The 17057-nt window shown below is 66.5% G+C and carries 29 protein-coding genes; 15 read left to right on the forward strand and 14 right to left on the reverse strand.

Annotated features, from left to right (window positions below; genetic code table 11):
• Positions 1-59: 59 nt before the first annotated feature.
• The 14 genes from WBN46_RS10370 to WBN46_RS10435 all read right to left on the reverse strand — a co-directional run bounded on the left by WBN46_RS10370 (position 60) and on the right by WBN46_RS10435 (position 12236).
• On the reverse strand, positions 60-572 hold the full coding sequence (locus WBN46_RS10370) for a lysozyme (protein WP_337731433.1): 513 nt from the start codon (positions 570-572) through the stop codon (positions 60-62).
• Complete coding sequence (locus WBN46_RS10375) at positions 565-813, reverse strand: hypothetical protein (RefSeq protein ID WP_337731434.1); 249 nt, start codon at positions 811-813, stop codon at positions 565-567. The genes WBN46_RS10370 and WBN46_RS10375 overlap by 8 nt, the downstream gene beginning before the upstream one ends.
• 83 nt (positions 814-896) lie before the next feature.
• On the reverse strand, positions 897-2765 hold the full coding sequence (locus WBN46_RS10380; RefSeq protein ID WP_337731435.1) for a phage major capsid protein: 1869 nt from the start codon (positions 2763-2765) through the stop codon (positions 897-899).
• 52 nt (positions 2766-2817) lie between these two features.
• Positions 2818-4290 (reverse strand): phage portal protein, encoded by a 1473-nt coding sequence (locus WBN46_RS10385; RefSeq protein ID WP_337731436.1) that lies wholly within the window; start codon positions 4288-4290, stop codon positions 2818-2820.
• 62 nt (positions 4291-4352) lie between these two features.
• Positions 4353-4892, reverse strand: a complete 540-nt coding sequence (locus WBN46_RS10390) for a hypothetical protein (RefSeq protein WP_337731437.1) — start codon at positions 4890-4892, stop codon at positions 4353-4355.
• 51 nt (positions 4893-4943) lie between these two features.
• Positions 4944-5273 carry a Mor transcription activator family protein gene (locus WBN46_RS10395; protein ID WP_337731438.1) on the reverse strand — a complete coding sequence of 110 codons (330 nt, stop codon included), beginning with the start codon at positions 5271-5273 and terminating at the stop codon, positions 4944-4946.
• Positions 5224-7287 (reverse strand): terminase gpA endonuclease subunit, encoded by a 2064-nt coding sequence (locus WBN46_RS10400; RefSeq protein ID WP_337731439.1) that lies wholly within the window; start codon positions 7285-7287, stop codon positions 5224-5226. Before WBN46_RS10400 ends, WBN46_RS10395 begins: the two co-directional genes overlap by 50 nt.
• Positions 7284-7802, reverse strand: a complete 519-nt coding sequence (locus WBN46_RS10405; protein ID WP_337731440.1) for a terminase small subunit — start codon at positions 7800-7802, stop codon at positions 7284-7286. The genes WBN46_RS10400 and WBN46_RS10405 overlap by 4 nt, the downstream gene beginning before the upstream one ends.
• 404 nt (positions 7803-8206) lie before the next feature.
• Positions 8207-9589, reverse strand: a complete 1383-nt coding sequence (locus WBN46_RS10410) for a VapE domain-containing protein (RefSeq protein WP_337731441.1) — start codon at positions 9587-9589, stop codon at positions 8207-8209.
• Between the two features lie 20 nt (positions 9590-9609).
• Positions 9610-10686 carry a DNA primase gene (locus WBN46_RS10415; RefSeq protein ID WP_337731442.1) on the reverse strand — a complete coding sequence of 359 codons (1077 nt, stop codon included), beginning with the start codon at positions 10684-10686 and terminating at the stop codon, positions 9610-9612.
• Entirely contained in the window at positions 10683-10880 is a 198-nt protein-coding gene (locus WBN46_RS10420) for a hypothetical protein (protein ID WP_337731443.1), read from the reverse strand. Before WBN46_RS10420 ends, WBN46_RS10415 begins: the two co-directional genes overlap by 4 nt.
• Positions 10881-10894: 14 nt before the next feature.
• Positions 10895-11110 (reverse strand): hypothetical protein, encoded by a 216-nt coding sequence (locus WBN46_RS10425; protein ID WP_337731444.1) that lies wholly within the window; start codon positions 11108-11110, stop codon positions 10895-10897.
• 4 nt (positions 11111-11114) lie between these two features.
• Positions 11115-11681 carry a hypothetical protein gene (locus tag WBN46_RS10430; protein ID WP_337731445.1) on the reverse strand — a complete coding sequence of 189 codons (567 nt, stop codon included), beginning with the start codon at positions 11679-11681 and terminating at the stop codon, positions 11115-11117.
• Between the two features lie 348 nt (positions 11682-12029).
• Positions 12030-12236, reverse strand: a complete 207-nt coding sequence (locus tag WBN46_RS10435) for a hypothetical protein (protein WP_337731446.1) — start codon at positions 12234-12236, stop codon at positions 12030-12032.
• 75 nt (positions 12237-12311) lie between these two features.
• Between WBN46_RS10435 and WBN46_RS10440 the strand changes: the two genes are divergently transcribed.
• The 15 genes from WBN46_RS10440 (at position 12312) to WBN46_RS10510 (ending at position 17037) form a co-directional block, all read left to right on the forward strand.
• Complete coding sequence (locus WBN46_RS10440) at positions 12312-12767, forward strand: helix-turn-helix transcriptional regulator (protein ID WP_337731447.1); 456 nt, start codon at positions 12312-12314, stop codon at positions 12765-12767.
• A gap of 21 nt (positions 12768-12788) precedes the next feature.
• The gene (locus WBN46_RS10445) at positions 12789-13148 is read left to right on the forward strand and encodes a hypothetical protein (protein ID WP_337731448.1); all 360 of its coding nucleotides are present in this window, start codon (positions 12789-12791) and stop codon (positions 13146-13148) included.
• A gap of 190 nt (positions 13149-13338) precedes the next feature.
• The gene (locus tag WBN46_RS10450; RefSeq protein WP_337731449.1) at positions 13339-13743 is read left to right on the forward strand and encodes a DUF1566 domain-containing protein; all 405 of its coding nucleotides are present in this window, start codon (positions 13339-13341) and stop codon (positions 13741-13743) included.
• A 35-nt stretch (positions 13744-13778) separates the two neighbouring features.
• On the forward strand, positions 13779-13997 hold the full coding sequence (locus WBN46_RS10455; protein ID WP_337731450.1) for a hypothetical protein: 219 nt from the start codon (positions 13779-13781) through the stop codon (positions 13995-13997).
• The gene (locus WBN46_RS10460; RefSeq protein ID WP_337731451.1) at positions 13997-14197 is read left to right on the forward strand and encodes a hypothetical protein; all 201 of its coding nucleotides are present in this window, start codon (positions 13997-13999) and stop codon (positions 14195-14197) included. The genes WBN46_RS10455 and WBN46_RS10460 overlap by 1 nt, the downstream gene beginning before the upstream one ends.
• Positions 14194-14574: a hypothetical protein gene (locus WBN46_RS10465; protein WP_337731452.1), complete on the forward strand. Its 381-nt coding sequence runs from the start codon at positions 14194-14196 to the stop codon at positions 14572-14574. Before WBN46_RS10460 ends, WBN46_RS10465 begins: the two co-directional genes overlap by 4 nt.
• Positions 14571-14765, forward strand: coding sequence for a hypothetical protein (locus tag WBN46_RS10470; RefSeq protein ID WP_337731453.1), 195 nt, complete (start codon positions 14571-14573; stop codon positions 14763-14765). Before WBN46_RS10465 ends, WBN46_RS10470 begins: the two co-directional genes overlap by 4 nt.
• Complete coding sequence (locus tag WBN46_RS10475; RefSeq protein ID WP_337731454.1) at positions 14762-15061, forward strand: hypothetical protein; 300 nt, start codon at positions 14762-14764, stop codon at positions 15059-15061. Before WBN46_RS10470 ends, WBN46_RS10475 begins: the two co-directional genes overlap by 4 nt.
• Positions 15058-15225 carry a hypothetical protein gene (locus WBN46_RS10480; protein WP_337731455.1) on the forward strand — a complete coding sequence of 56 codons (168 nt, stop codon included), beginning with the start codon at positions 15058-15060 and terminating at the stop codon, positions 15223-15225. Before WBN46_RS10475 ends, WBN46_RS10480 begins: the two co-directional genes overlap by 4 nt.
• A gap of 1 nt (position 15226) precedes the next feature.
• Complete coding sequence (locus WBN46_RS10485; protein ID WP_337731456.1) at positions 15227-15517, forward strand: hypothetical protein; 291 nt, start codon at positions 15227-15229, stop codon at positions 15515-15517.
• Positions 15507-15803, forward strand: a complete 297-nt coding sequence (locus WBN46_RS10490; protein WP_337731457.1) for a hypothetical protein — start codon at positions 15507-15509, stop codon at positions 15801-15803. The genes WBN46_RS10485 and WBN46_RS10490 overlap by 11 nt, the downstream gene beginning before the upstream one ends.
• Positions 15800-16024 carry a hypothetical protein gene (locus WBN46_RS10495; protein ID WP_337731458.1) on the forward strand — a complete coding sequence of 75 codons (225 nt, stop codon included), beginning with the start codon at positions 15800-15802 and terminating at the stop codon, positions 16022-16024. The genes WBN46_RS10490 and WBN46_RS10495 overlap by 4 nt, the downstream gene beginning before the upstream one ends.
• Positions 16021-16209, forward strand: a complete 189-nt coding sequence (locus WBN46_RS10500) for a hypothetical protein (protein ID WP_241046256.1) — start codon at positions 16021-16023, stop codon at positions 16207-16209. Before WBN46_RS10495 ends, WBN46_RS10500 begins: the two co-directional genes overlap by 4 nt.
• On the forward strand, positions 16194-16421 hold the full coding sequence (locus tag WBN46_RS10505; RefSeq protein WP_337731459.1) for a hypothetical protein: 228 nt from the start codon (positions 16194-16196) through the stop codon (positions 16419-16421). The genes WBN46_RS10500 and WBN46_RS10505 overlap by 16 nt, the downstream gene beginning before the upstream one ends.
• Before the next feature lie 10 nt (positions 16422-16431).
• Positions 16432-17037, forward strand: coding sequence for a DUF1566 domain-containing protein (locus tag WBN46_RS10510; RefSeq protein ID WP_337731460.1), 606 nt, complete (start codon positions 16432-16434; stop codon positions 17035-17037).
• Positions 17038-17057: the final 20 nt, after the last annotated feature.

Raw genomic sequence — 17057 nt, forward strand, 5'->3', positions numbered from 1 at the left:
GGCGCCCAATACGAAGCCAACCACGCCGCCCGCGGCCGCAGCGATGAGCGCTTGGCCGGTCAAGACGCATCTCCCAGGCAGACGCGCAGCTCAGCCTTACGGCGATTGGTCAGCCCGCGAACCTCCCGCAGCTGGCCATTCACGCGCGCCTTGTTCCACCTCAGCAGCTCGGGGCACCACGCGGCGCCCGGCTGCCCTTGATTGATCTTGCGCACAAGCGTGGAAGCGCACGCGTTGGCGACCCCGACGTTGTAGGTCCAGCTCGTGACCGCCGCCATCTCGTGCACCTGCACGGGCCGAGTTATGCAGCGGGACACGCCGGCATAGTGCTTACCGATCTCGCTGTCCAGCAGCGCGTCGCAATCAGCATCGGAGTAGCGACGGCCAGGGATAACGGCCTTGCCCGTTACGCCCTCGCACACCGTCCAGATGCCGACGAGATCGCGGTACGGCACATGCTCCCTGCCCTCCCACGGCTTGATGATGCCCGCCGCTAGCGCCAGCACCGCGGCGACGAGCGCGCCGGCAGCGGGAGCGATGGGTGCAGAGCGTGGAGTAGCGCGGTCAGCCATCGCCGCGCACCCGACCGTAAAGCCGACGCACATCGGCCCAGCGGCTCTTCCACCAGCCGATCCACTCGCCCCAGTTCTTGATGACCGTGGTAAACAGCAGCGCCGCCGTGTAGAGCACGGACAACCACACCAGAATCGATTGCGGCGAGATGGCGCCCGCTTCCGTCGCGGCGGCGACAACGGCAGGCGGTGCGACCTTGGCACCCATGACCGCGAGGTCCTGGCTGATCTGTTCTTTCACGTGGGTCCCCTGTGGACGCTTCATAGGAGGCCCCGCCGCCACGCACGCCACCCGGGCTTCTGTGCGCGACGGCGGGCCTGGGCTTAGGTCAGCGCATCCAGCATCGCGGCGAAGCTCTCCGCGTGCCGCACGGCGACGTCGACGTCCTGGTGGACGATCACGCGCACAGTGCCGGCCGCGCCACCCGTGTACGGATCCACCAGCAGGTCCAGCCCGCCCCACATGCCGATGATCAGATCCGCCCAGTTGCCGAACACGATGGCCGAACACACGTCGGCGGAGGTGCCCTTGTCGAGGTTCGACGGCACGGCGTTGGTCACACCGGCACGGTAGCCGTTCAGCGGCGCATCGCCCTGCTGCCACACGCGCTCGCCGGCGCCCGGGCCATCGACGAAGGTCTTCTTCAGCTTGCCCCGCACCTTCGCATTGGTCAGGTAACCCAGCGTGCCGACGTCAGCGTTCGCGACCGCGACCGCCGTCTCGAGATCGACGATATGGTCCCAGGTCGGCGCGAGGCCATTGGTGCCACCGGCCACGTTGCCGATCCCCACCGTACCCAGGATGCCGAGCGGCTGGTTGCTGGCGCCCGACCCATTGATGGCAGCCTGCTGGATGCCCAGCGCAAGCGTCGTGGCGAGGTCGCGCTGCGTGAATGCCTCGACGTCGATGCTCGACTGCAGCAGCAGCTTGCGGCTGATGTCCGTCATGGCACCGATGGTCTTCGGGCTCATGGTGACCTGGTCGAAGGCCTGCTGGCTCTCGGTCACGCCGCCACTTTCGGCCACCCAGTAGTAGGTCGCGCCGCCGGTCTGCCGGGGGATGGCGATGTTGCCCTGCAGGCCCGTCAGGTACTGGGCACCCATGCCGGCGATCACCTGCGCATTGCGCAGCATGTCGATGAAGCTGCCGGAGAGCAGGTTGGTGGACACGGTATGACCGCCTGCGGTGGCGGTGCCGACGGTGAGGTCGCGCGCCAGCACATCAAACGGGACGATCAAGCCGCGCGAGGCCTTGCCCGACTTCTGCGCGGCAGCCAGCGAGCATTCGATCTCGAAGCCCGCCGCGTTGCGAGCGGCCGCATCGTTCGGGTTGGCCAGGAAGTGCAGTGCGCGCACCAAGCTGTACTGGCGCTTGTCCTTGTCGGACATGCCGATATCGGCCGACGGCATCGGCGCCGAGGTCATCTTCTCCATCGCCTTGGCGCGGAACTCGTCCACGCTCATGCCGGAGCGGACGGCCTCGTTGGCGAGTTCGCCCAGGTTGTAACGCTTGTAGCCCTCATTGTTGGCGATGGCCAGGATGGCGCTGGTGCGCTGACGTTCGGCGTCCGCGCCCTGCGCGACGAACTTGCTCGTGTCGACGGGCTGCGCCGGCTCCGCATTGCGCTGCTGCTGGTTGTTGTCCATTTTCGGTTCCTTGCTGGGATGGGAATCGTCGTTGTCGGCGCTGCGGCCCACCCCGACGTTGATGTCTGCCGGTACGCTCACCACGCTGATCTCGTGGGGCTCCCAGTCCGTGATGCGGTAGGTCTCCACGCCGTCCTCGGACTTTTCCAGCACCGCCTTGTGGATGCGGTAGCTGACCGAGATGTTGGTGCGGATGCCGTCCTGCACGTCCTGGAAGATCTCGCTGGCACGCGCGCTCCTCCCGAAGCGCACCACGGCGCGGCCTACCCGGTCCGCGTCGATCCGTACCGACTCGATGACTCCCACCTGGTCACGCCAGTCGTGGTCCATCAGCAGGGCACCGCCCCGCTTGATGCGCTTGTCCCGCATCGCGCCAGTGGCGTGATCCAGGATCTCCATGCCCCACCAGCGCTCCACCGGCGTCTCGCTGGAGAAGGCGATCTCGACCGTACGCGCGTCGATGTCGATGGCTGCCCGATCGAACAGGCAATTCGCACGAGTGACGGTTGTTCCCGGCTGGACGTCTTTGGGCAGGGGCTTGTTCATGACGCGATGCTCTCGTGGTCAGGGCGAAATGGATAAGACAAACCGTTTCGCATCACGCGTCCGCTTCCTCCGCCTTCTCCGGCGGACGCGGTTTGGGTGATGCCGGCATTGGGATCTGAAGGCCACGCTCCTCGAGCAACTCGTGGTAGCGCTTGATGTCGTCAAGCACGTCGACGATGTCGCGGCCGGTCTGCGCCGCGATCTGCTGCGGGCTGGCCAGGTTGTTCTCGATCGCAATGACACTGGCTTCGACGTCCTTGAGCGGGTCCACCCACGCCCAGCGCCGCCCCTGCCACGTGTGCTCGCGGAACTTGTCGAGCTTGCCGGCCGGCAGCGCCGAGCCGTTCGGCAGCCGGATGCTGCCCTGCATGAGCGACCAGGCCAGCCAGTCTTCGAACACCTCCACCAGCGTGGTGGCGATCAGCCAGGCTTGGATCACCATCCACTCTTCGCGCTCCTCCAGCACACCGCTGCGGATGCTGCTGAAATTGACTCCCTCGAGGTCGTTGCCGAGGCTGGGATAGGCGACGCCGATGCCGCTGGAGATGCCGCGCAGCGCCGCCTTGCAGAAAACATCGAACTGGTCGTGCGGGTAGTTGGGATCCCAGGTCTTCAGGTCGTAGCCGTCGGGCGCAACCTCGAACGTGCCGGGCTCGGCGCTGGTGATGAAGTTTCCGTCGGCGTCCTCGCCCTCGTTGGGCGGCTGGATATCCTGGCCGGTGCGGGTATAGATTCCCATCTTGCTGGCGCCGATGCGCGCAGCAATGACCGCCGCCTCCCGATAGCCGCCGAGCTGGCGGAGCAGATGCATCGCCGAGTGCATCCACGGCAGTCCGCGCGTCTGCTCGATTTCCCACGGAATGAAACGGTGGATGATCTCCGCCGCCGGCACGCGATCTCGCTCACGACTCGAGGCACTGGCGCGCAGGTGCTTGAACAGGTGATAGGCCACCGGCTTGCGGTAGCTGTCAACCTCCACACCCATGATGATGGCATTGCTGCCCGGCGTCGCTTCGCGATTGAAGTTGGTGTCCAGGCGTGCCGGGTCCAGCAGCTGCAGCTGGTAGCCGTATTCGCCACGCCCATTTCCTCGAACCTTGCGCGCAAGCAGTTCGCCGTCGCGCGCCACGCCGCAAATGGCGGTGCGCCAGAAGTCATCGGCCGATAGCTGGCCGGTAACGTCGAAGCTTCCCGGCCGGCACTGCCGGTACCATGCGGCCTCGATCGCCTTGTTTGCCTGCGTATCCGGCTTGCCGTCGTTCTCCACGGCCGCGCACTGCAGGACGAAGCCCTGCGCGCCAACGACGTTATTGCGCACCATGCGCATGAACTTGGCCGCGTATGCGTCGTTCTTGCAGAGATCGCGCGAGCGGTTCCGCAACGCGTCGAGGTCGCGCCTCAGCTCCTCGTCGATGCTGGCGCTGCCGGCCATCCAGGACGCAGTGAGGCGACTGATCTGCGCGCCCTCGAATCGGCGCACGCCGTGACGGCCTGAGGGCGCCTCTCCTTCCTTCAGGCGCGCCATGCGTAGTTCCGCCTGATCGGCCGGCACGATGGCGAGAAGCCGCTGCCTCGCTGCCGCCGCGCTCACAGCTTCACCAGCATGCGGCGCACCAGGCCCTTGTTGCCACTCAGCTCATTGGCGACGATCGCCGCATAGCGGTCACGCAGGGCCAGCAGTTCGGCGAGCGAGTGGTGACGGACTCGCCGGCCATCCAGTTGCATTTCCCCGGCAGTGGCAGACTTACCCTCCAACCACGCATTGAGGTTGTCCAACACGCGCTGTGCATGGGACCGCGTATCGACGGCGCCGGTCGCTTCCGCGAGGTTGGGCAGCACGCGGACCGCGTACGCGCCCAGCGTGAACCGCTCACCGGCCTGCTCTACGTATTCCACGAGCGTGTAGGGACCAGCCGACCATTCGCGCGTGGCGCTGGCCGACACCGTCACGCGGTGCTCATCGCCTTCGGCCGCTGCGGCGAAGCTTTTCACTCCCGCCGCGCCGACGAGCGTGTACTTCAGCTCCCAGCCGGCGGATGCAGGGCGATCAGGGAGTGAGCGCAACCAGGATACGGTGTCACCCGCACGGAATTCATGCGGGACTTCGGGAGGGCGGGCGCTGGGCATGCGGCATGCTGGTCGCCGACATGCGAAATGGATAAGACAAACCGTTTCGCGTCACGCTTTCAGGATCTGCTGTATGCGGCGAAGCGATAGCCCCCACTTGCGTGCCAGCAGGCCAGGGCGCTCACCTCGCCTCGCGTCCTCCCGAATGGCCAGTTCTCGACGTGATCGCTCAAGGCGCCCCACCTCGCCGGCCTTTGCGATGTAGGGCCTGTCGCCGCCCCAGTCCCGCCGGATCTCGCCCTCGACCTTCTGCAACACCTCGTTCGCTGGCGCTCCTTCCCAGCAGGCGATGACCCGCTGAATGATATCGGTGACGATGTCGTCGGGCGGGTCAGTAGCGGCTGACGAAGCTTCCGGCGGCGCGCTTTCGTTTGGTTTCACGGGAATCCTTGGCGGGTGCCGGGAGGAGCGGGTGCGGTTGGTCATGGCGGTCTGCCGGGATTGAGGTTTCACGGGGATCCAAAGGCGCCGAGAAAAGATCGTCGGCGGGCTGGACCTGCTGTTCGAGCTGCTGCCACCACTTCGCCTTCCTGGGCCCCCAGAGGTCGAGGCGCTCTTCCAGCCAGATGGTGTAGGTGAGGCAATCCTTCACCTCGATGCGCTTGCGCGTCGGCGTCCAGCGCGTTTCCGTTCCGTGGGCCATGCGGCGCGTCGCGCGGATCTCGCCCGCCAGCTGCTTGAACCACTCGGTCGACAGGTCAGCCGACATGTGGACGTAGCCCGGGCCAGGGGCTGTCACTTCGAGACGGCTCTGGAAACGGTCCTTGGCTAGGTTCGTGCCCACGTGCCACAGCACCGGACCGTTCTTCTCGACCTTGCCGTTCCACTTGTAGCCGACACGGCTGTTGCCATTCTCGATGGACCGCTCGCGGCTGCTGGCGCCCTTGACCGCATGCACCCGCAGCGCCTTGAGCCGATGCGCGAAGGCGTACACTGCGTCGGCGTGGTGGCCACCGGAGTCGATCGCCGTCGCGTAGATTCGCTGCGGCCGGCCGCTGGCGTGGCTGTACTCCTGCGTACGCAGGAAGTCTTCGACCTCCGCCCAGATGTCCTGCTGGGCGGGATTGCCGAAGAAGACACGGTGGTCGATGGTCCACATACGACCGCCGCGCCCGTAGCCCCACACGGCCAGCTCCAGTCGGTTGTCCTGCGTATCGATCGCGCAGAGCAGGAGCAGGCAGTCCCGCGGCATGTGCTTCAGCGGGAACGGCTCAGCGCGCTGCTTGAGCTCGTCGGCGTCCGTTCGCTCGACCTCGCCTTCCCACGCGTTGCCCAGGGTGGTGTTCACCCAGGCTTTCATCTTCGTGTCGTCACCCTCGAGCTGCTTCGCGTAGGCCGCAAGGAACTCGCTGACGATCTGATGCCACGACACCGCCGGGCTGTAGGCCGTCCAGACATGCAGGCCGATGTGGCGCGGCGCCGGCAGCGCGTCTCCAGCCGGCGTCGTGAACTTACCGTCCGCGCGCAGCCACACGTCGCCGCGCTCGTTGATGTATTCGCCCAGCTCGGCGGCGGCCAAGTAGCCGGACTGCGTCAGCGGAAACGTGCAGTGCGGGCACATGTGGAACACCGCGAGGACGTTGCCGGCGTCATCGCGCTCGAACTTGAAGCCGTGCGGCTCGTCCTTGCCGCCCCAGCTGAGCGCATGCCGCACGCCGCACTGCGGGCATGGAATCTGGAAGGTGAAGCGCTCGTCGGCGAGGGTGAAGCGCGTGTCGATCAGGCTGAAGCCCTTGAGCTTCGGCGTGCTGCCGCAGATGAACTTCGGGAACGTAGCGCCCTCAAGGCGCTTGAAGGCCAGGGAGTCCGGCGCGCCTTCCTTCTCGATGTCGTTGTCGAAGGCATCGAGCTCGTCGAGGTAGCCGACGTCGATCGAGATGCGGCGGTAGTTCTTCGATGCCTTGCCGCCGCGCACGCGCAGCATCGAGCCGATGAACTTCTTCTGCTGGAGGGTGTTGTCCTTGTGCCGCGCCAGGTAGGACGGGAACACCGCGCGCATCGCTTCGACGTCGCGCAGCATCGGATCGAGCTCAGACTTGACGAAGTCCTCGGCGTCGTCATCGGTAGGCTGCCACACGCACTGGTTGCGGCGGCGATGCTCGGCGTTGTACCCGACCGAGGCCAGCAGCATCTTCGTGTAGCCGATGCGCGCGGACTTCTTGAGGTCGACGGCCACGACGTCGTCGTTGCTCATCACCGCGAGGACTGCGCGCTGGAATGGCCACGGCGTCCAGCTCTGCTCGACGTAGCTCGACTCGGCGGACAAGTAGAAGTTGTCCCGCGCCCACTGCTCGAGCGTGATCGGTTCCTTTACCGACCACGCCTCGAGCCCCTTCTGCAGGTGGCGCTCGACGGCCTCGAGCTGCGATGGGTCAATGTCGCGCAGGATGCTCATTCGCCGGCGACCTCGGCGGCCAGGTCCACGGGGTCGCCTGCATCATCGTCGGTATCAACGTCGGCCAAGCGCATGTTGGCGGCGATGTTCCGCGCCTTGGCCACGACCAGGGTGACGGCGGCGATGTCGTCGGACGTGAGCCCCGGCAGTCGACGGCGCAGGAGGCCCGGGATCGTCTCCAGGATCCTCCCCGCGCGAGCGCCAGCCTTCGCGAGCACCTCTTCCAGCAGGTAGGCGGGCGCCAGCTCGCCGCGCGTCACGGCGTTCTGCATCGCGACTTTGTCGGCCTGCTCACGCGCGAGGCGCGCGCGCTCCGTGGCCAGCACCAGGCTGCCCTCACCACCGCGGCCGGCTGCCATCTCGCGCAGGTGATCGGTGTACGCCAGCAACCACTCGCGCAGCGGCGCACCATCGCGCAGGATCTCGCGATACACCAGGTTGCTGACAGCCTGCTGCGAGATCCCAACGATCTCACCGAACACCGACTGCGACGATGGCGCGTCGAGGTTAACCACCACAACCCCCTAGGAAAACCCTCGTGACTAGGGAGATTTCGCGCGTCTGATTACCCGTGCAGGCAACCTCGGGAGAGGACCCGCAGCCGCGGCCGAAGCTGAACGGAATGAACGGCCTGTCCGACCTCCGCCCGCCCCGCTGGATTCCCGTGGAACACGACGCGCGCCCAACCTGCCCGACCACAACGACTACGTTGGGACACCCGAAACCCTTGCGGCACAATGACTGTCCCAACCTGACCAACCTGCCTAACCTGTTTGAGTTGTTGTGATCGAAGGAATGGCGGCGCAATCCCCATGCGTGCACGCGAGAAAGGTTGGGCAGGTTGGGCAACGCCCACGGCGTAACGCTCGAGGTCGGGACACGAGGTTGGGCAGGTCGGGACAGATCGCAGGAGGTTGGGTCAGAAGTCCGGCGCATCCTCACCTCCCTGGGCAAGCTTGCCCCTCTGATCAGCGATCCAGGTCTTGACGTCTACGCTCGCGCGGAACCAGCGCCTCTCTCGCCCGCCGTCCGGCCATCGCTCACGGTGATGCTCGAACCCCAGCGACCGCATGATGTTGGCCACGCGCATCTGTTCCGGCCGGCCATGCTTGGCCGCGTCCATGCCGATGGCATGACACAGAATCTCGTCAGTGGTGACCCACTCGGGCTTACCCGCACTGAACTTGAGCCGTGTCGGATAGCGCTCCTCTGCCGCGCGGCCATCGACCCACCGCTCCACTCGATCCTCCCAGCTGTCGCCCACGTACCGCGCCGCCTGTTCGTCTGCCGCGTCTGCGGGCAGATCCCACCATGGCGCCCCCTCATCGAAGAGGTGGACAGCCTCGGCCCACAGCTGGTCACGTTGGCGTGAGATCTCGTCGATCAACACCTCCCCGTCCGTACGCACAGGCAGGAAGCGCCGACCACCGGTCGGATCGCGCAGGTACTGGTGCTCGTTCGTCGTACCGGCGAACACGCACTCACGTCGATAGGATCGCGGCACACGCTCGTACGGCGCACGGAACTTGTCCACCCGTCGGGTGATGGCGGTCTTGACGCTGGTCACGTCCGCCTTTGAGAAGCTGTCCATCTCCCCGATCTCGACACCCCAGCATCCCTGGATGACCTGGTAGAAGTCCTTGCCGCTGGGCGATTCGGATGTCTCCACAAACCAATTGCTGCCGAACAGCGCCCGCAGCGCGCTCGACTTGCGCTTGCCCTGCTCGCCCTCCAGCACCAGCATGAAGTCCACCTGCGCACCCACGAAGGGCTGCTTGGCGTCGAACCAGAGGACGCGCGCGATGGCACCCACCATGAAACATCGGGCTGCGCCGTGGCTGTAGGCGTTGTCTGGCGCACCGAAAAGATCCACCAGCATGCGCTCGACACGCATCTGTCCATCCCATTTCAGGCCGGTGAGGTATTCACGGATCGGGTGCCGGCGATGCCGGCGCGCCACGGCGATGACCGCCTTGAGCACGGTCTCATCGCCGCACTTCACCCAGTACGTGTCGGGATCTTGCAGCCATGCCGCCAGCTCGCAACTGTCCGCGTCGGTGAACTCGTCGCGATTGCCCCCCTTCCAGGGCGGATCGCGGGAGAGCACCACCTGGTTGCTGGATTCATTGAGCCACCACAGCCCAGCCAAGCGCTCGTCGTTCTCCAGGATCAGCAGCAGGTTGTGCAGCGTACCCTCGACGTTGCCGTCACGGTTTCGCGTGAGCTGCTGCACCCATGCATTCGAGTCTGGTGCACCGCCGTCCGGTGGGCCACTGCCCTTTCCGCCGTCGATGACCGTCATGGATTTACGTGCCGCCAATGTCATGCCTGCCCTGCTGACGGCTGCGCGCCAGGGCGCACCACGTTCAGTTCGATCACACGACCCGCCGCCCACGCCGCCAGCTGACGTGGCGTCCATCCCTCAACTTCGAGGGCGTCGGCGACGTCCCAGCCGTGCGGCCGGCCGGCCGTATCGATCATGCGAATGGAACGAGCGCCCACCCGCGCCGCAAGCTGCGCGATGCCTGGCTGGTAGGCGCCGCCATCGTTGCTCCAGCCCCGCATGGCCTTGTCGCCGGCAGCATCCGCATCGGGCCACAGCACAACATCACGGCCCGCCAAGGGAGACCAATCGGCCTTCGCGACGCCATGGCTTCCGCCGGGCCAGCTGACCACCGCGTATTGCGGCCACGCGCCAGCGCCAGCCGCGCGGCATTTCTCGCCCTCCACGACCAACACGGGCGCTTGCGGTCGCGCCGCCAGGTCGTCGAGGCCAAGCAGCGGACGCGGGCGCGGGAAGTGCTGCAGGCACCACTGACGCTTGCCATCTGGTCCCACGCACCAGGTCACCTGCGGCGTCCACTTCTTCGTCTTGCCGGTGGCGCGATCGACAATGTCGGCGCGCAGCACGTATCCCAGCAGCTCGCCGCTGGCATCGCGGTACGCATCCAATCGGGTGGGCTTGAGGCGCGTCACGCGTCCTCGCTTCGGATTCCAGATCGGCACCGTCCAGCCACCGGTCGACATGATCTCCGGGGCATCAACAGGCACTGGCATCAGCGGCACCCAGGTCACGTCGAGGGGCGCTTCGACCTCAATCCGCACCCCATCGCGCGCCGACGAGAACTCCCGCGCGCCGAGCTGCACGCACGCCTCCTTGAAGTCGCATCCCGTGATGTGCATCAGGAAGCCGATCACGTCGTGATGTGCCCCGCAGCCGAAGCAATGCACGAAACCCTTGCCGGGGTTGACGGTGAAAGACGGGCTGTTCTCGGCGTGGAACGGACACAGGCCTGCGTACTCACGTCCCTGCTTTCGCAACTGCACGTAACGCCCGACTACGGCAACCAGGTCAACGCCGGCCTTGAGCGCTTCGACGTCCAGATCTTGCCGGCTCACGTGCGCACCGTCCCGCGACGGTTGGCGTCGCGCCTGGACTGCATGCGGTACTGCGTGCGCAGGTAATCCCGCACGCGCTCCCTGCAACCCTTTCCACCCGTGCAGTCGGTGTTCGGGCAGATCTCGGGGAGCTTCTCGCTCGCCTCACCCCAGCCAGCTCGCGGCTGCTGGGCGATGGCCATGGCGTGGTGCATGCAACGGCTCACGCTCACGGGCTACCTCGCAACGGCAAGACACCCTGTCCCGATCGGCGCGCTTCATCCTCGCATCGAATCCGCTCGCGCTCGGCCAGCGCCTCTTCGTGCGTCAGCACCGGCAGAGCATCGTCGTACAGCGCCGCCATCGCAGCCAGCAGTCCGGGCACATAGCGGCGTGCATTCGGCAAGCCCGGTACGAGCGGGCGGTAGTGAGTCCCCCTGTCCATGCGACTATGCCCCCGGAAGGATGTTCTGTACCTGTCGCCGCACGCTCAACACGGCGCTGATCAGGTCGTCGGATTCGTTGAGGATGCGGCGCGCGAACTGCGCGTCGGCTTCACTAATGCGGCCATCTGCGAGCGCGGGGCCAAGGGCCTCGACGAACTGCCCGAACTCCAGCAGCAGCCGCGCAAGACCCACCGCCTCCCCCGCCTCGTCGGTCTGCAGTTGATGCACGACCAACAGGCCACGGCGCCGCGACAGGTCACGTTCGCACTCACCGCGATAGGGCTCCGGCAATGCCATCACCCACGCGTCTTCCAAGTCGGCCGGCAGCGCCTTGACGGTGCCGTCGAGATAGCGGCGCAGGATCTGCGCGTTGTGCTTCATGTCGGCGGACGGGTCGTCGCCGAGGCGGAACGGAACGCCGCGCACGTCCGGCGCCACGCTGCTCAGGTAGCTGTCGGCCAACGCCATGGCGAAGGACTGATAGTTGGTCGCGGTCTGATCCAGCATGCGACGCGTATGTCCGTAGACAACGGACTGTCGCGGGGGCAGGAACTGACGCATGGGCTTCATGCGCTACCCCCACGCGGCGCAGCAGACTGCGCGCCATGCCCAACATCCTTCCCTTCCCCACGCGCTTCGTGTTCACCGCGTTGCGCGCATTCCACACGCGCACCGGACCAGGCGCCGTCATCGCAGTCCTGTTCGGCCCATCGCACGGCCTCCCACACAAACGTACCGGCCAAGGCCAGCAGGGTCAGGGCAAGGGCAAGGGCCAACCACAGGAACATCGCCGTGGACGAGACTGAATCCCGCCGCCGGTCTTCCGGCCACTCACCGCGTAGGCGCTTGGCGTCGCTGGTGCTCAGGACCATGGAGAGAATTTCGGATTGCGAGAGATTGCGACGGGCACGCGGCATGTCAGCGGGCCTCCCGTTCGGCGGTCTGCCCCAGCGGAAATTTGTCCGCCATGTGGAGATGCAGCCACGTCCGCCGTGGCTCGGGCAGTGGGTCGTCCTCGCCCCATTGCGCCACCGCTGCCCGGGACACGTTGAACATCCTGGCCAGGGCAGCGTCGCTCTCCAGGCCCAGGCGTTCGCGAACGAATTTCTTTGTCAGCTGGCTCATGGGACGTGGAGGCTAAGCCGTCTTAGCTTAAACGTCAAGCCCGCTTGGCACGTCAGTCGCTAAGCTGGCTTTACTATGACGAAGCCCACCATAGGAAGCCGTCTGAGGTCCGCCATGGAGCGGAAGGGTCTCATTCAGGCCGAACTCGCCCGTAGGGCGGGAACTTCCCCCGAGACGGTCGGCAACTACATGCACGACCGCGTTCTGCCGGATCACGTCAAGGCTGCGCAGCTGTTCGCGATCGCCAACGCCGTGGACCTAAGCGGTCATCAGTTGCTTACCGGCCAGCCCGAACCATGGACTGCAGACGCCAGATCGATCGCCGAGCCGCAGGCGTCATATCAATCTCAACCGGTGCAACTCGAAGAATGGACAGTCGCTTTCCAGCTGGTAGCGGAAGTCCTTGACGAGCGAGGACTGCAGTTGCCACCCGCAAAACGAGCAGAAGTCACGCTTCTCGCACACGATCTGCTCATCGAGGGAATGCAACGGGCGAAGGTGCTGCGCTTCGTCCAAGCAGCGGCGGCGTAAGCGCCGCCAAAGGGGAAGTCCATGTCGCGTGAGAAGGTCAGTCGCCTTCGGCAACTGCTGAGCGAAGCCGTGCCTCAAACCACCGTGGCGCCGTCCGTTGAAGAGACAGATGCTTGGCGCCGATACCAAGCGTTCGCGGAGAACGACCCGCTCCCCGATCACGACACCTCTCCGCGCGCTCGACGAGTTCGCAATGTCAATCGCATTGCGATCTGGTACGGCTGGACGAGGGAAATCCAGCGATTCCTGGACAACCACGACGCGGTCAGCATTTCCTCGCTCGACGACGAGCTGGTCGAGCGTTTGCATGACCACTTTGTCACTTTGGAGCAGTGCGTCCAGGAGGGATGCGACCCGCCGGATACCCCCGCCGCGCGCTAAGTGCGAGCAATGCTAAGCCCTCTTGACATGCGAAGCTAAGACGGCTTATCGTCCATCCCGCCAGCCCACCAGCTGGCGGGCGACCGGCGGGTCGCCACCCTGCCGGACCTCCCCTTCCGGCCGCTGACCGGCCCCTCCCCAGGCCATAGGCACTGACCCGCCGGCGCCCTCCCTTCATCCGGAGAGCGCCATGTCCAATGCCGAAGCCCGCTTCACCTACCCCACCGGCGACGCCGCCACCAGCCTGACCGTCGTCGACACGACCACCAGCCTGGAATGGCTGCGCAAGCCGCTGGCCGGTCGCTACGAACACCAGCAGGCCATCGACGCCTGCGAAGCCGTGGCCCTCGTGGGCGGCGGCTTCCGCCTGCCCACCCGCGCCGAGCTGCTGACGCTGGTCGACATCACCAAATTCGACCCGGCCATCGACACCGAGGCCTTTCCCGACATCAAGGGCGGCTGGTTCTGGACCAGCGACCTGTGCGCCTGGTCCTCGGCGTCCGCGTGGTACGTCTACTTCGACTACGGCGGCGTCGTCAGCTACCACCGCTACGGCTCCGGGTTCGCGTTGGCCGTGCGCCGCGTCGGTCAGTAATTGGCCCCTCTGCCTACCTGACCGGAGACGCTGCCATGTTCGACGCCCATACGCCGTCCGACGACCAGCAGACCGACACGCTGGTCCCGCTTCCGCACGCCGCTGCGCGCTGCCTGCGCACCTGCAGCAACCATGACCACGCGCATGCCGAACAGCTGCGCGCGGGCCACAACCGCCGCCACGTGCCGCGCCTGCACGTCCGCAGCGAGCGCGAGGAAGTCCGTGCCCGCGAACTGGCCAGGGAGGCGCGCTGATGGCCGCCTTCGCGATCGACTTGGAAGCCGTGCGCCGCGCCCACCGTGAGCTGGATCGCGCTGGCCTTCCCAACCTGCGCCGCGACGCCACGCGCCTGGTGATCTCCGAGAACCAGCACGGCCGCACCGGCAACTACGTGGCCAGCCACATCCGGCTGCTGCGTAGGCAGGCCGAGTGTGCGCAAGGCGGTGCGGCATGAACGCAGGCGCGGACCTCCAGCGCGCCGGTGTCATGGTGCAGTTCGAGTCTGTCGACGGCGCCCCCGACTATCGCGGCTGGGTCAAGGATGCAATCCGAATCGGCAGCTTTCACGTCCACCGAACTGTCTACGGGAACCATCAGACTCAGGACGTGGGTGGTGAGTACTACGGCTTCACGCTGACACATTCGCTCACCGGCATAGCCGTGGCCCGTCACGTCCCCAGCGCTGAGGCCGCTTGCGAGCTGGCGGCCTTCATGGAGGCGCTCCAGATCAACTGGCAGTCGACCGACTACCAGGCGATCCGTGCCAGTGCGGGCCCTCTACTTCGCACCGATATTCGCGCACGGGTAACGGCATGTGGTGGTCGGCTATGAACGAAGCCCCCGCCTTCGACCGCCGCCGCGACGCGGCCAACGCCACGCTGCCGCCCTACCTGCACCTGCAGGACCACAGCGCCTGCGACCACCACCCGTGCTCGGCCTGCATTGGAGTGCGCATCGTCAAAGGCAATCGCGACATCGAGCCCAGCAGCCGGTGGGCCGTCGCACCCAGGAGCCACGCATGATCACCACCATCCTTGCCGCGACTGCAGTCGCGCTCCACATCCTGCTCGTCGTGCTGGTCACCCGCCGCCATGATTGCGAACTGGCCGACGCCGAGGCCAGTGCCGACGAGCACGGCATCACGCTGCAGCAGCGCGCCGATGCCGTCGCCATGGCCCACCAGGCATCGCTGGACAACCTCAAGCGACTGCGCCTGGTGCGCGACGAAGACCGCAAGCGCCTGTGGCTGACCGTGCGCGACGCATGCGATGCCGAGATCCAGGACGTGCACGCCGCCCTGCAGGCAGGTGTCGCATGAAGCGCACGCCCTTCCTCGGCGCGCTGGAGAGCATCCAGCACACCACGCCCGACTTCACCCCGCCCACCCGCACGCGCCTGCGCGCGGCCGGTGCCATCGGCTGGCTGCTGCTGGCCACCCTGATCGTCCTCACCCTGGCCGCTGCCGGCGGCCGCTGGAGCTGACATGCCCGAGTTGCAACCCAAGATGCGCGACGCCCTGCTCGCCGCCATCGCCACGCCTTCCCACACGCTGCAGCGCGCCTGCGGCGGGTACGTCGCCCTGGGCACGTCCACCGTGCGCCACAGCGGCCCGAAGCTGTTCCAGGCCTTCACCCGCCGCACCGTCAACCGCCTGCTCGACGCCGGCCTGGTGACCTTCGACGAGCCCGAGTTCCCCACCCGCATCACGTTGACCGATGCCGGCGTGCGTAGCGCGCAGGAGCTGGCGCAGGCGGGAGGCCGCAATGGCCTGTGATACCTGCGGCCGCACTGGCCTGCCGCTCGTTGACCTGCTCAGCATCTACCAGACGGACCGCGTGAAGCAGGTGTGCCGTGAGTGCGAGGACCTCATCAATCGACAGCTGCGCAACGCGCAGGATGTCGCGGCGAAGATCCAGCGCAGCCTGATGACCCGCTTCCTCGATCACCTTCGCTGGCGGAACTGGTCCTGCGCTGAGCGCTGCCTGCAGCCGGGTTGCACACAAACCGACGGCGCGCCGTGCGCCTATCCGGAGTGCCCGCAGCGGAGTCGCCAAGGATGATCCTGCCGCCCCGCAGCCGTCAGAAGCAGGCCGAGAGCGACGCGATCGCCGGCGACCTCCAGCGCTTTCTCAAGAAGAAGGGCAACACCATCGAGGTGCTCGGCAACACGCCCATCCGCGAGGGCAAGTCCATGAAGGCCATCGAGCGCGCCAAGCTGCTGATGATCAAGCGGCAGAACCGCGAGCAAAAGCGACGGCGGCTGTCCGACGAAGAGGAATGACCACGCCGTCCGCCCCGCGCCTGGGCAAGCAACTGAGGCGCGCCAACCAGCTTCTGCGAGACGCCGAGCGCGTCTTCCACGACCTACCCGACCACCACTGCCCTCGCCTGCTGCTGGAACGCATCCAGCTGCACCTGGCGAAGGACCAACCACCGCCTGGAGAACCCGAATGCCCAAAGAACTGACCGGACCCGACGCCCTCGGCGCGCTTGCGAACGCCGCCGAAGGCAAAGGCCTGCCCATCGACGCCAACCACTTCGAGCGCCTTGAAAAGCAGTGGCGTGCCGACCAGCAGTACATCGAGGTGCTTGAGACGCAGCTCGCCGACCAGGGCAAGCCGATCCCTGATCGCGCCATGCCCCAGCACGCCATCACGCCGACCGACCGGCGCCACTGAGGACCACGCCATGGACAACATCACCATCCACGCCGAACACGTGACGCTCAACCTGCACCCGCAGCCCGAAGCCAACTCCGGCCGCCCGGTCGTGGCCCCGCTGAAGGTGAACGTCGACCGCAACGCCGTCGCTGAGCTCGTAAGCGAGGCGGTGACCCAAGCCAAGGCGCAGGCCACCGGCGCGCGCTTCAGCAAGGTCCTCGCCGACGACACAGAAGTGTCCGCCGAGGATCCGCGTGACACCCATGTCGCGGTGATCGATCACCATGCGGGCCTGATGTGGTCCGTCGAGTCGCTGGGCGATCCGAACGACGAAGACAGCGGCATGTCGCAGGACAAGTGTGTCGAGCTGGCACGGGAATACACGCTGCTGGGCTACGAGGACTGGTTCCTGCCTACGCGCGCACAGCTGGCCAGCCTGGTCGACGACACGCGGCACGAGCCCGCCATCGACACCAACCTTTTCCCGCGCGTGAAGCCGCGCTGGCACTGGACCAGCACGCCCTGCGCCTGGTCCTCGGCGTCCGCGTGGCTCGGCTTCTACGGCGGCAGCGTCGGCGACAGCCACCGCTACGGCTCCGGGTTCGCGTTGGCCGTGCGCCGCGTCGGTCAGTAGTTGGCCCCTTTGCCCTTCCA

The sequence above is a fragment of the Pseudoxanthomonas sp. CCNWLW251 genome, from assembly GCF_037402255.1.
Classification (GTDB): Bacteria; Pseudomonadota; Gammaproteobacteria; order Xanthomonadales; family Xanthomonadaceae; genus Pseudoxanthomonas_A.

Excerpts from the sequence above, each read along its gene's own strand:
- WBN46_RS10370 (WP_337731433.1), bottom strand. The coding sequence starts at position 572 with ATGGCTGACCGCGCTACTCCACGCTCTGCACCCATCGCTCCCGCTGCC.
- WBN46_RS10380 (WP_337731435.1), bottom strand. The coding sequence starts at position 2,765 with ATGAACAAGCCCCTGCCCAAAGACGTCCAGCCGGGAACAACCGTCACT.
- WBN46_RS10385 (WP_337731436.1), bottom strand. The coding sequence starts at position 4,290 with ATGGCGCGCCTGAAGGAAGGAGAGGCGCCCTCAGGCCGTCACGGCGTG.
- WBN46_RS10390 (WP_337731437.1), bottom strand. The coding sequence starts at position 4,892 with ATGCCCAGCGCCCGCCCTCCCGAAGTCCCGCATGAATTCCGTGCGGGT.
- WBN46_RS10400 (WP_337731439.1), bottom strand. The coding sequence starts at position 7,287 with ATGAGCATCCTGCGCGACATTGACCCATCGCAGCTCGAGGCCGTCGAG.
- WBN46_RS10410 (WP_337731441.1), bottom strand. The coding sequence starts at position 9,589 with ATGACGGTCATCGACGGCGGAAAGGGCAGTGGCCCACCGGACGGCGGT.
- WBN46_RS10420 (WP_337731443.1), bottom strand. The coding sequence starts at position 10,880 with ATGCACCACGCCATGGCCATCGCCCAGCAGCCGCGAGCTGGCTGGGGT.
- WBN46_RS10425 (WP_337731444.1), bottom strand. The coding sequence starts at position 11,110 with ATGGACAGGGGGACTCACTACCGCCCGCTCGTACCGGGCTTGCCGAAT.
- WBN46_RS10430 (WP_337731445.1), bottom strand. The coding sequence starts at position 11,681 with ATGAAGCCCATGCGTCAGTTCCTGCCCCCGCGACAGTCCGTTGTCTAC.
- WBN46_RS10435 (WP_337731446.1), bottom strand. The coding sequence starts at position 12,236 with ATGAGCCAGCTGACAAAGAAATTCGTTCGCGAACGCCTGGGCCTGGAG.
- WBN46_RS10440 (WP_337731447.1), top strand. The coding sequence starts at position 12,312 with ATGACGAAGCCCACCATAGGAAGCCGTCTGAGGTCCGCCATGGAGCGG.
- WBN46_RS10445 (WP_337731448.1), top strand. The coding sequence starts at position 12,789 with ATGTCGCGTGAGAAGGTCAGTCGCCTTCGGCAACTGCTGAGCGAAGCC.
- WBN46_RS10450 (WP_337731449.1), top strand. The coding sequence starts at position 13,339 with ATGTCCAATGCCGAAGCCCGCTTCACCTACCCCACCGGCGACGCCGCC.
- WBN46_RS10455 (WP_337731450.1), top strand. The coding sequence starts at position 13,779 with ATGTTCGACGCCCATACGCCGTCCGACGACCAGCAGACCGACACGCTG.
- WBN46_RS10460 (WP_337731451.1), top strand. The coding sequence starts at position 13,997 with ATGGCCGCCTTCGCGATCGACTTGGAAGCCGTGCGCCGCGCCCACCGT.
- WBN46_RS10465 (WP_337731452.1), top strand. The coding sequence starts at position 14,194 with ATGAACGCAGGCGCGGACCTCCAGCGCGCCGGTGTCATGGTGCAGTTC.
- WBN46_RS10470 (WP_337731453.1), top strand. The coding sequence starts at position 14,571 with ATGAACGAAGCCCCCGCCTTCGACCGCCGCCGCGACGCGGCCAACGCC.
- WBN46_RS10475 (WP_337731454.1), top strand. The coding sequence starts at position 14,762 with ATGATCACCACCATCCTTGCCGCGACTGCAGTCGCGCTCCACATCCTG.
- WBN46_RS10480 (WP_337731455.1), top strand. The coding sequence starts at position 15,058 with ATGAAGCGCACGCCCTTCCTCGGCGCGCTGGAGAGCATCCAGCACACC.
- WBN46_RS10485 (WP_337731456.1), top strand. The coding sequence starts at position 15,227 with ATGCCCGAGTTGCAACCCAAGATGCGCGACGCCCTGCTCGCCGCCATC.
- WBN46_RS10490 (WP_337731457.1), top strand. The coding sequence starts at position 15,507 with ATGGCCTGTGATACCTGCGGCCGCACTGGCCTGCCGCTCGTTGACCTG.
- WBN46_RS10495 (WP_337731458.1), top strand. The coding sequence starts at position 15,800 with ATGATCCTGCCGCCCCGCAGCCGTCAGAAGCAGGCCGAGAGCGACGCG.
- WBN46_RS10500 (WP_241046256.1), top strand. The coding sequence starts at position 16,021 with ATGACCACGCCGTCCGCCCCGCGCCTGGGCAAGCAACTGAGGCGCGCC.
- WBN46_RS10505 (WP_337731459.1), top strand. The coding sequence starts at position 16,194 with ATGCCCAAAGAACTGACCGGACCCGACGCCCTCGGCGCGCTTGCGAAC.
- WBN46_RS10510 (WP_337731460.1), top strand. The coding sequence starts at position 16,432 with ATGGACAACATCACCATCCACGCCGAACACGTGACGCTCAACCTGCAC.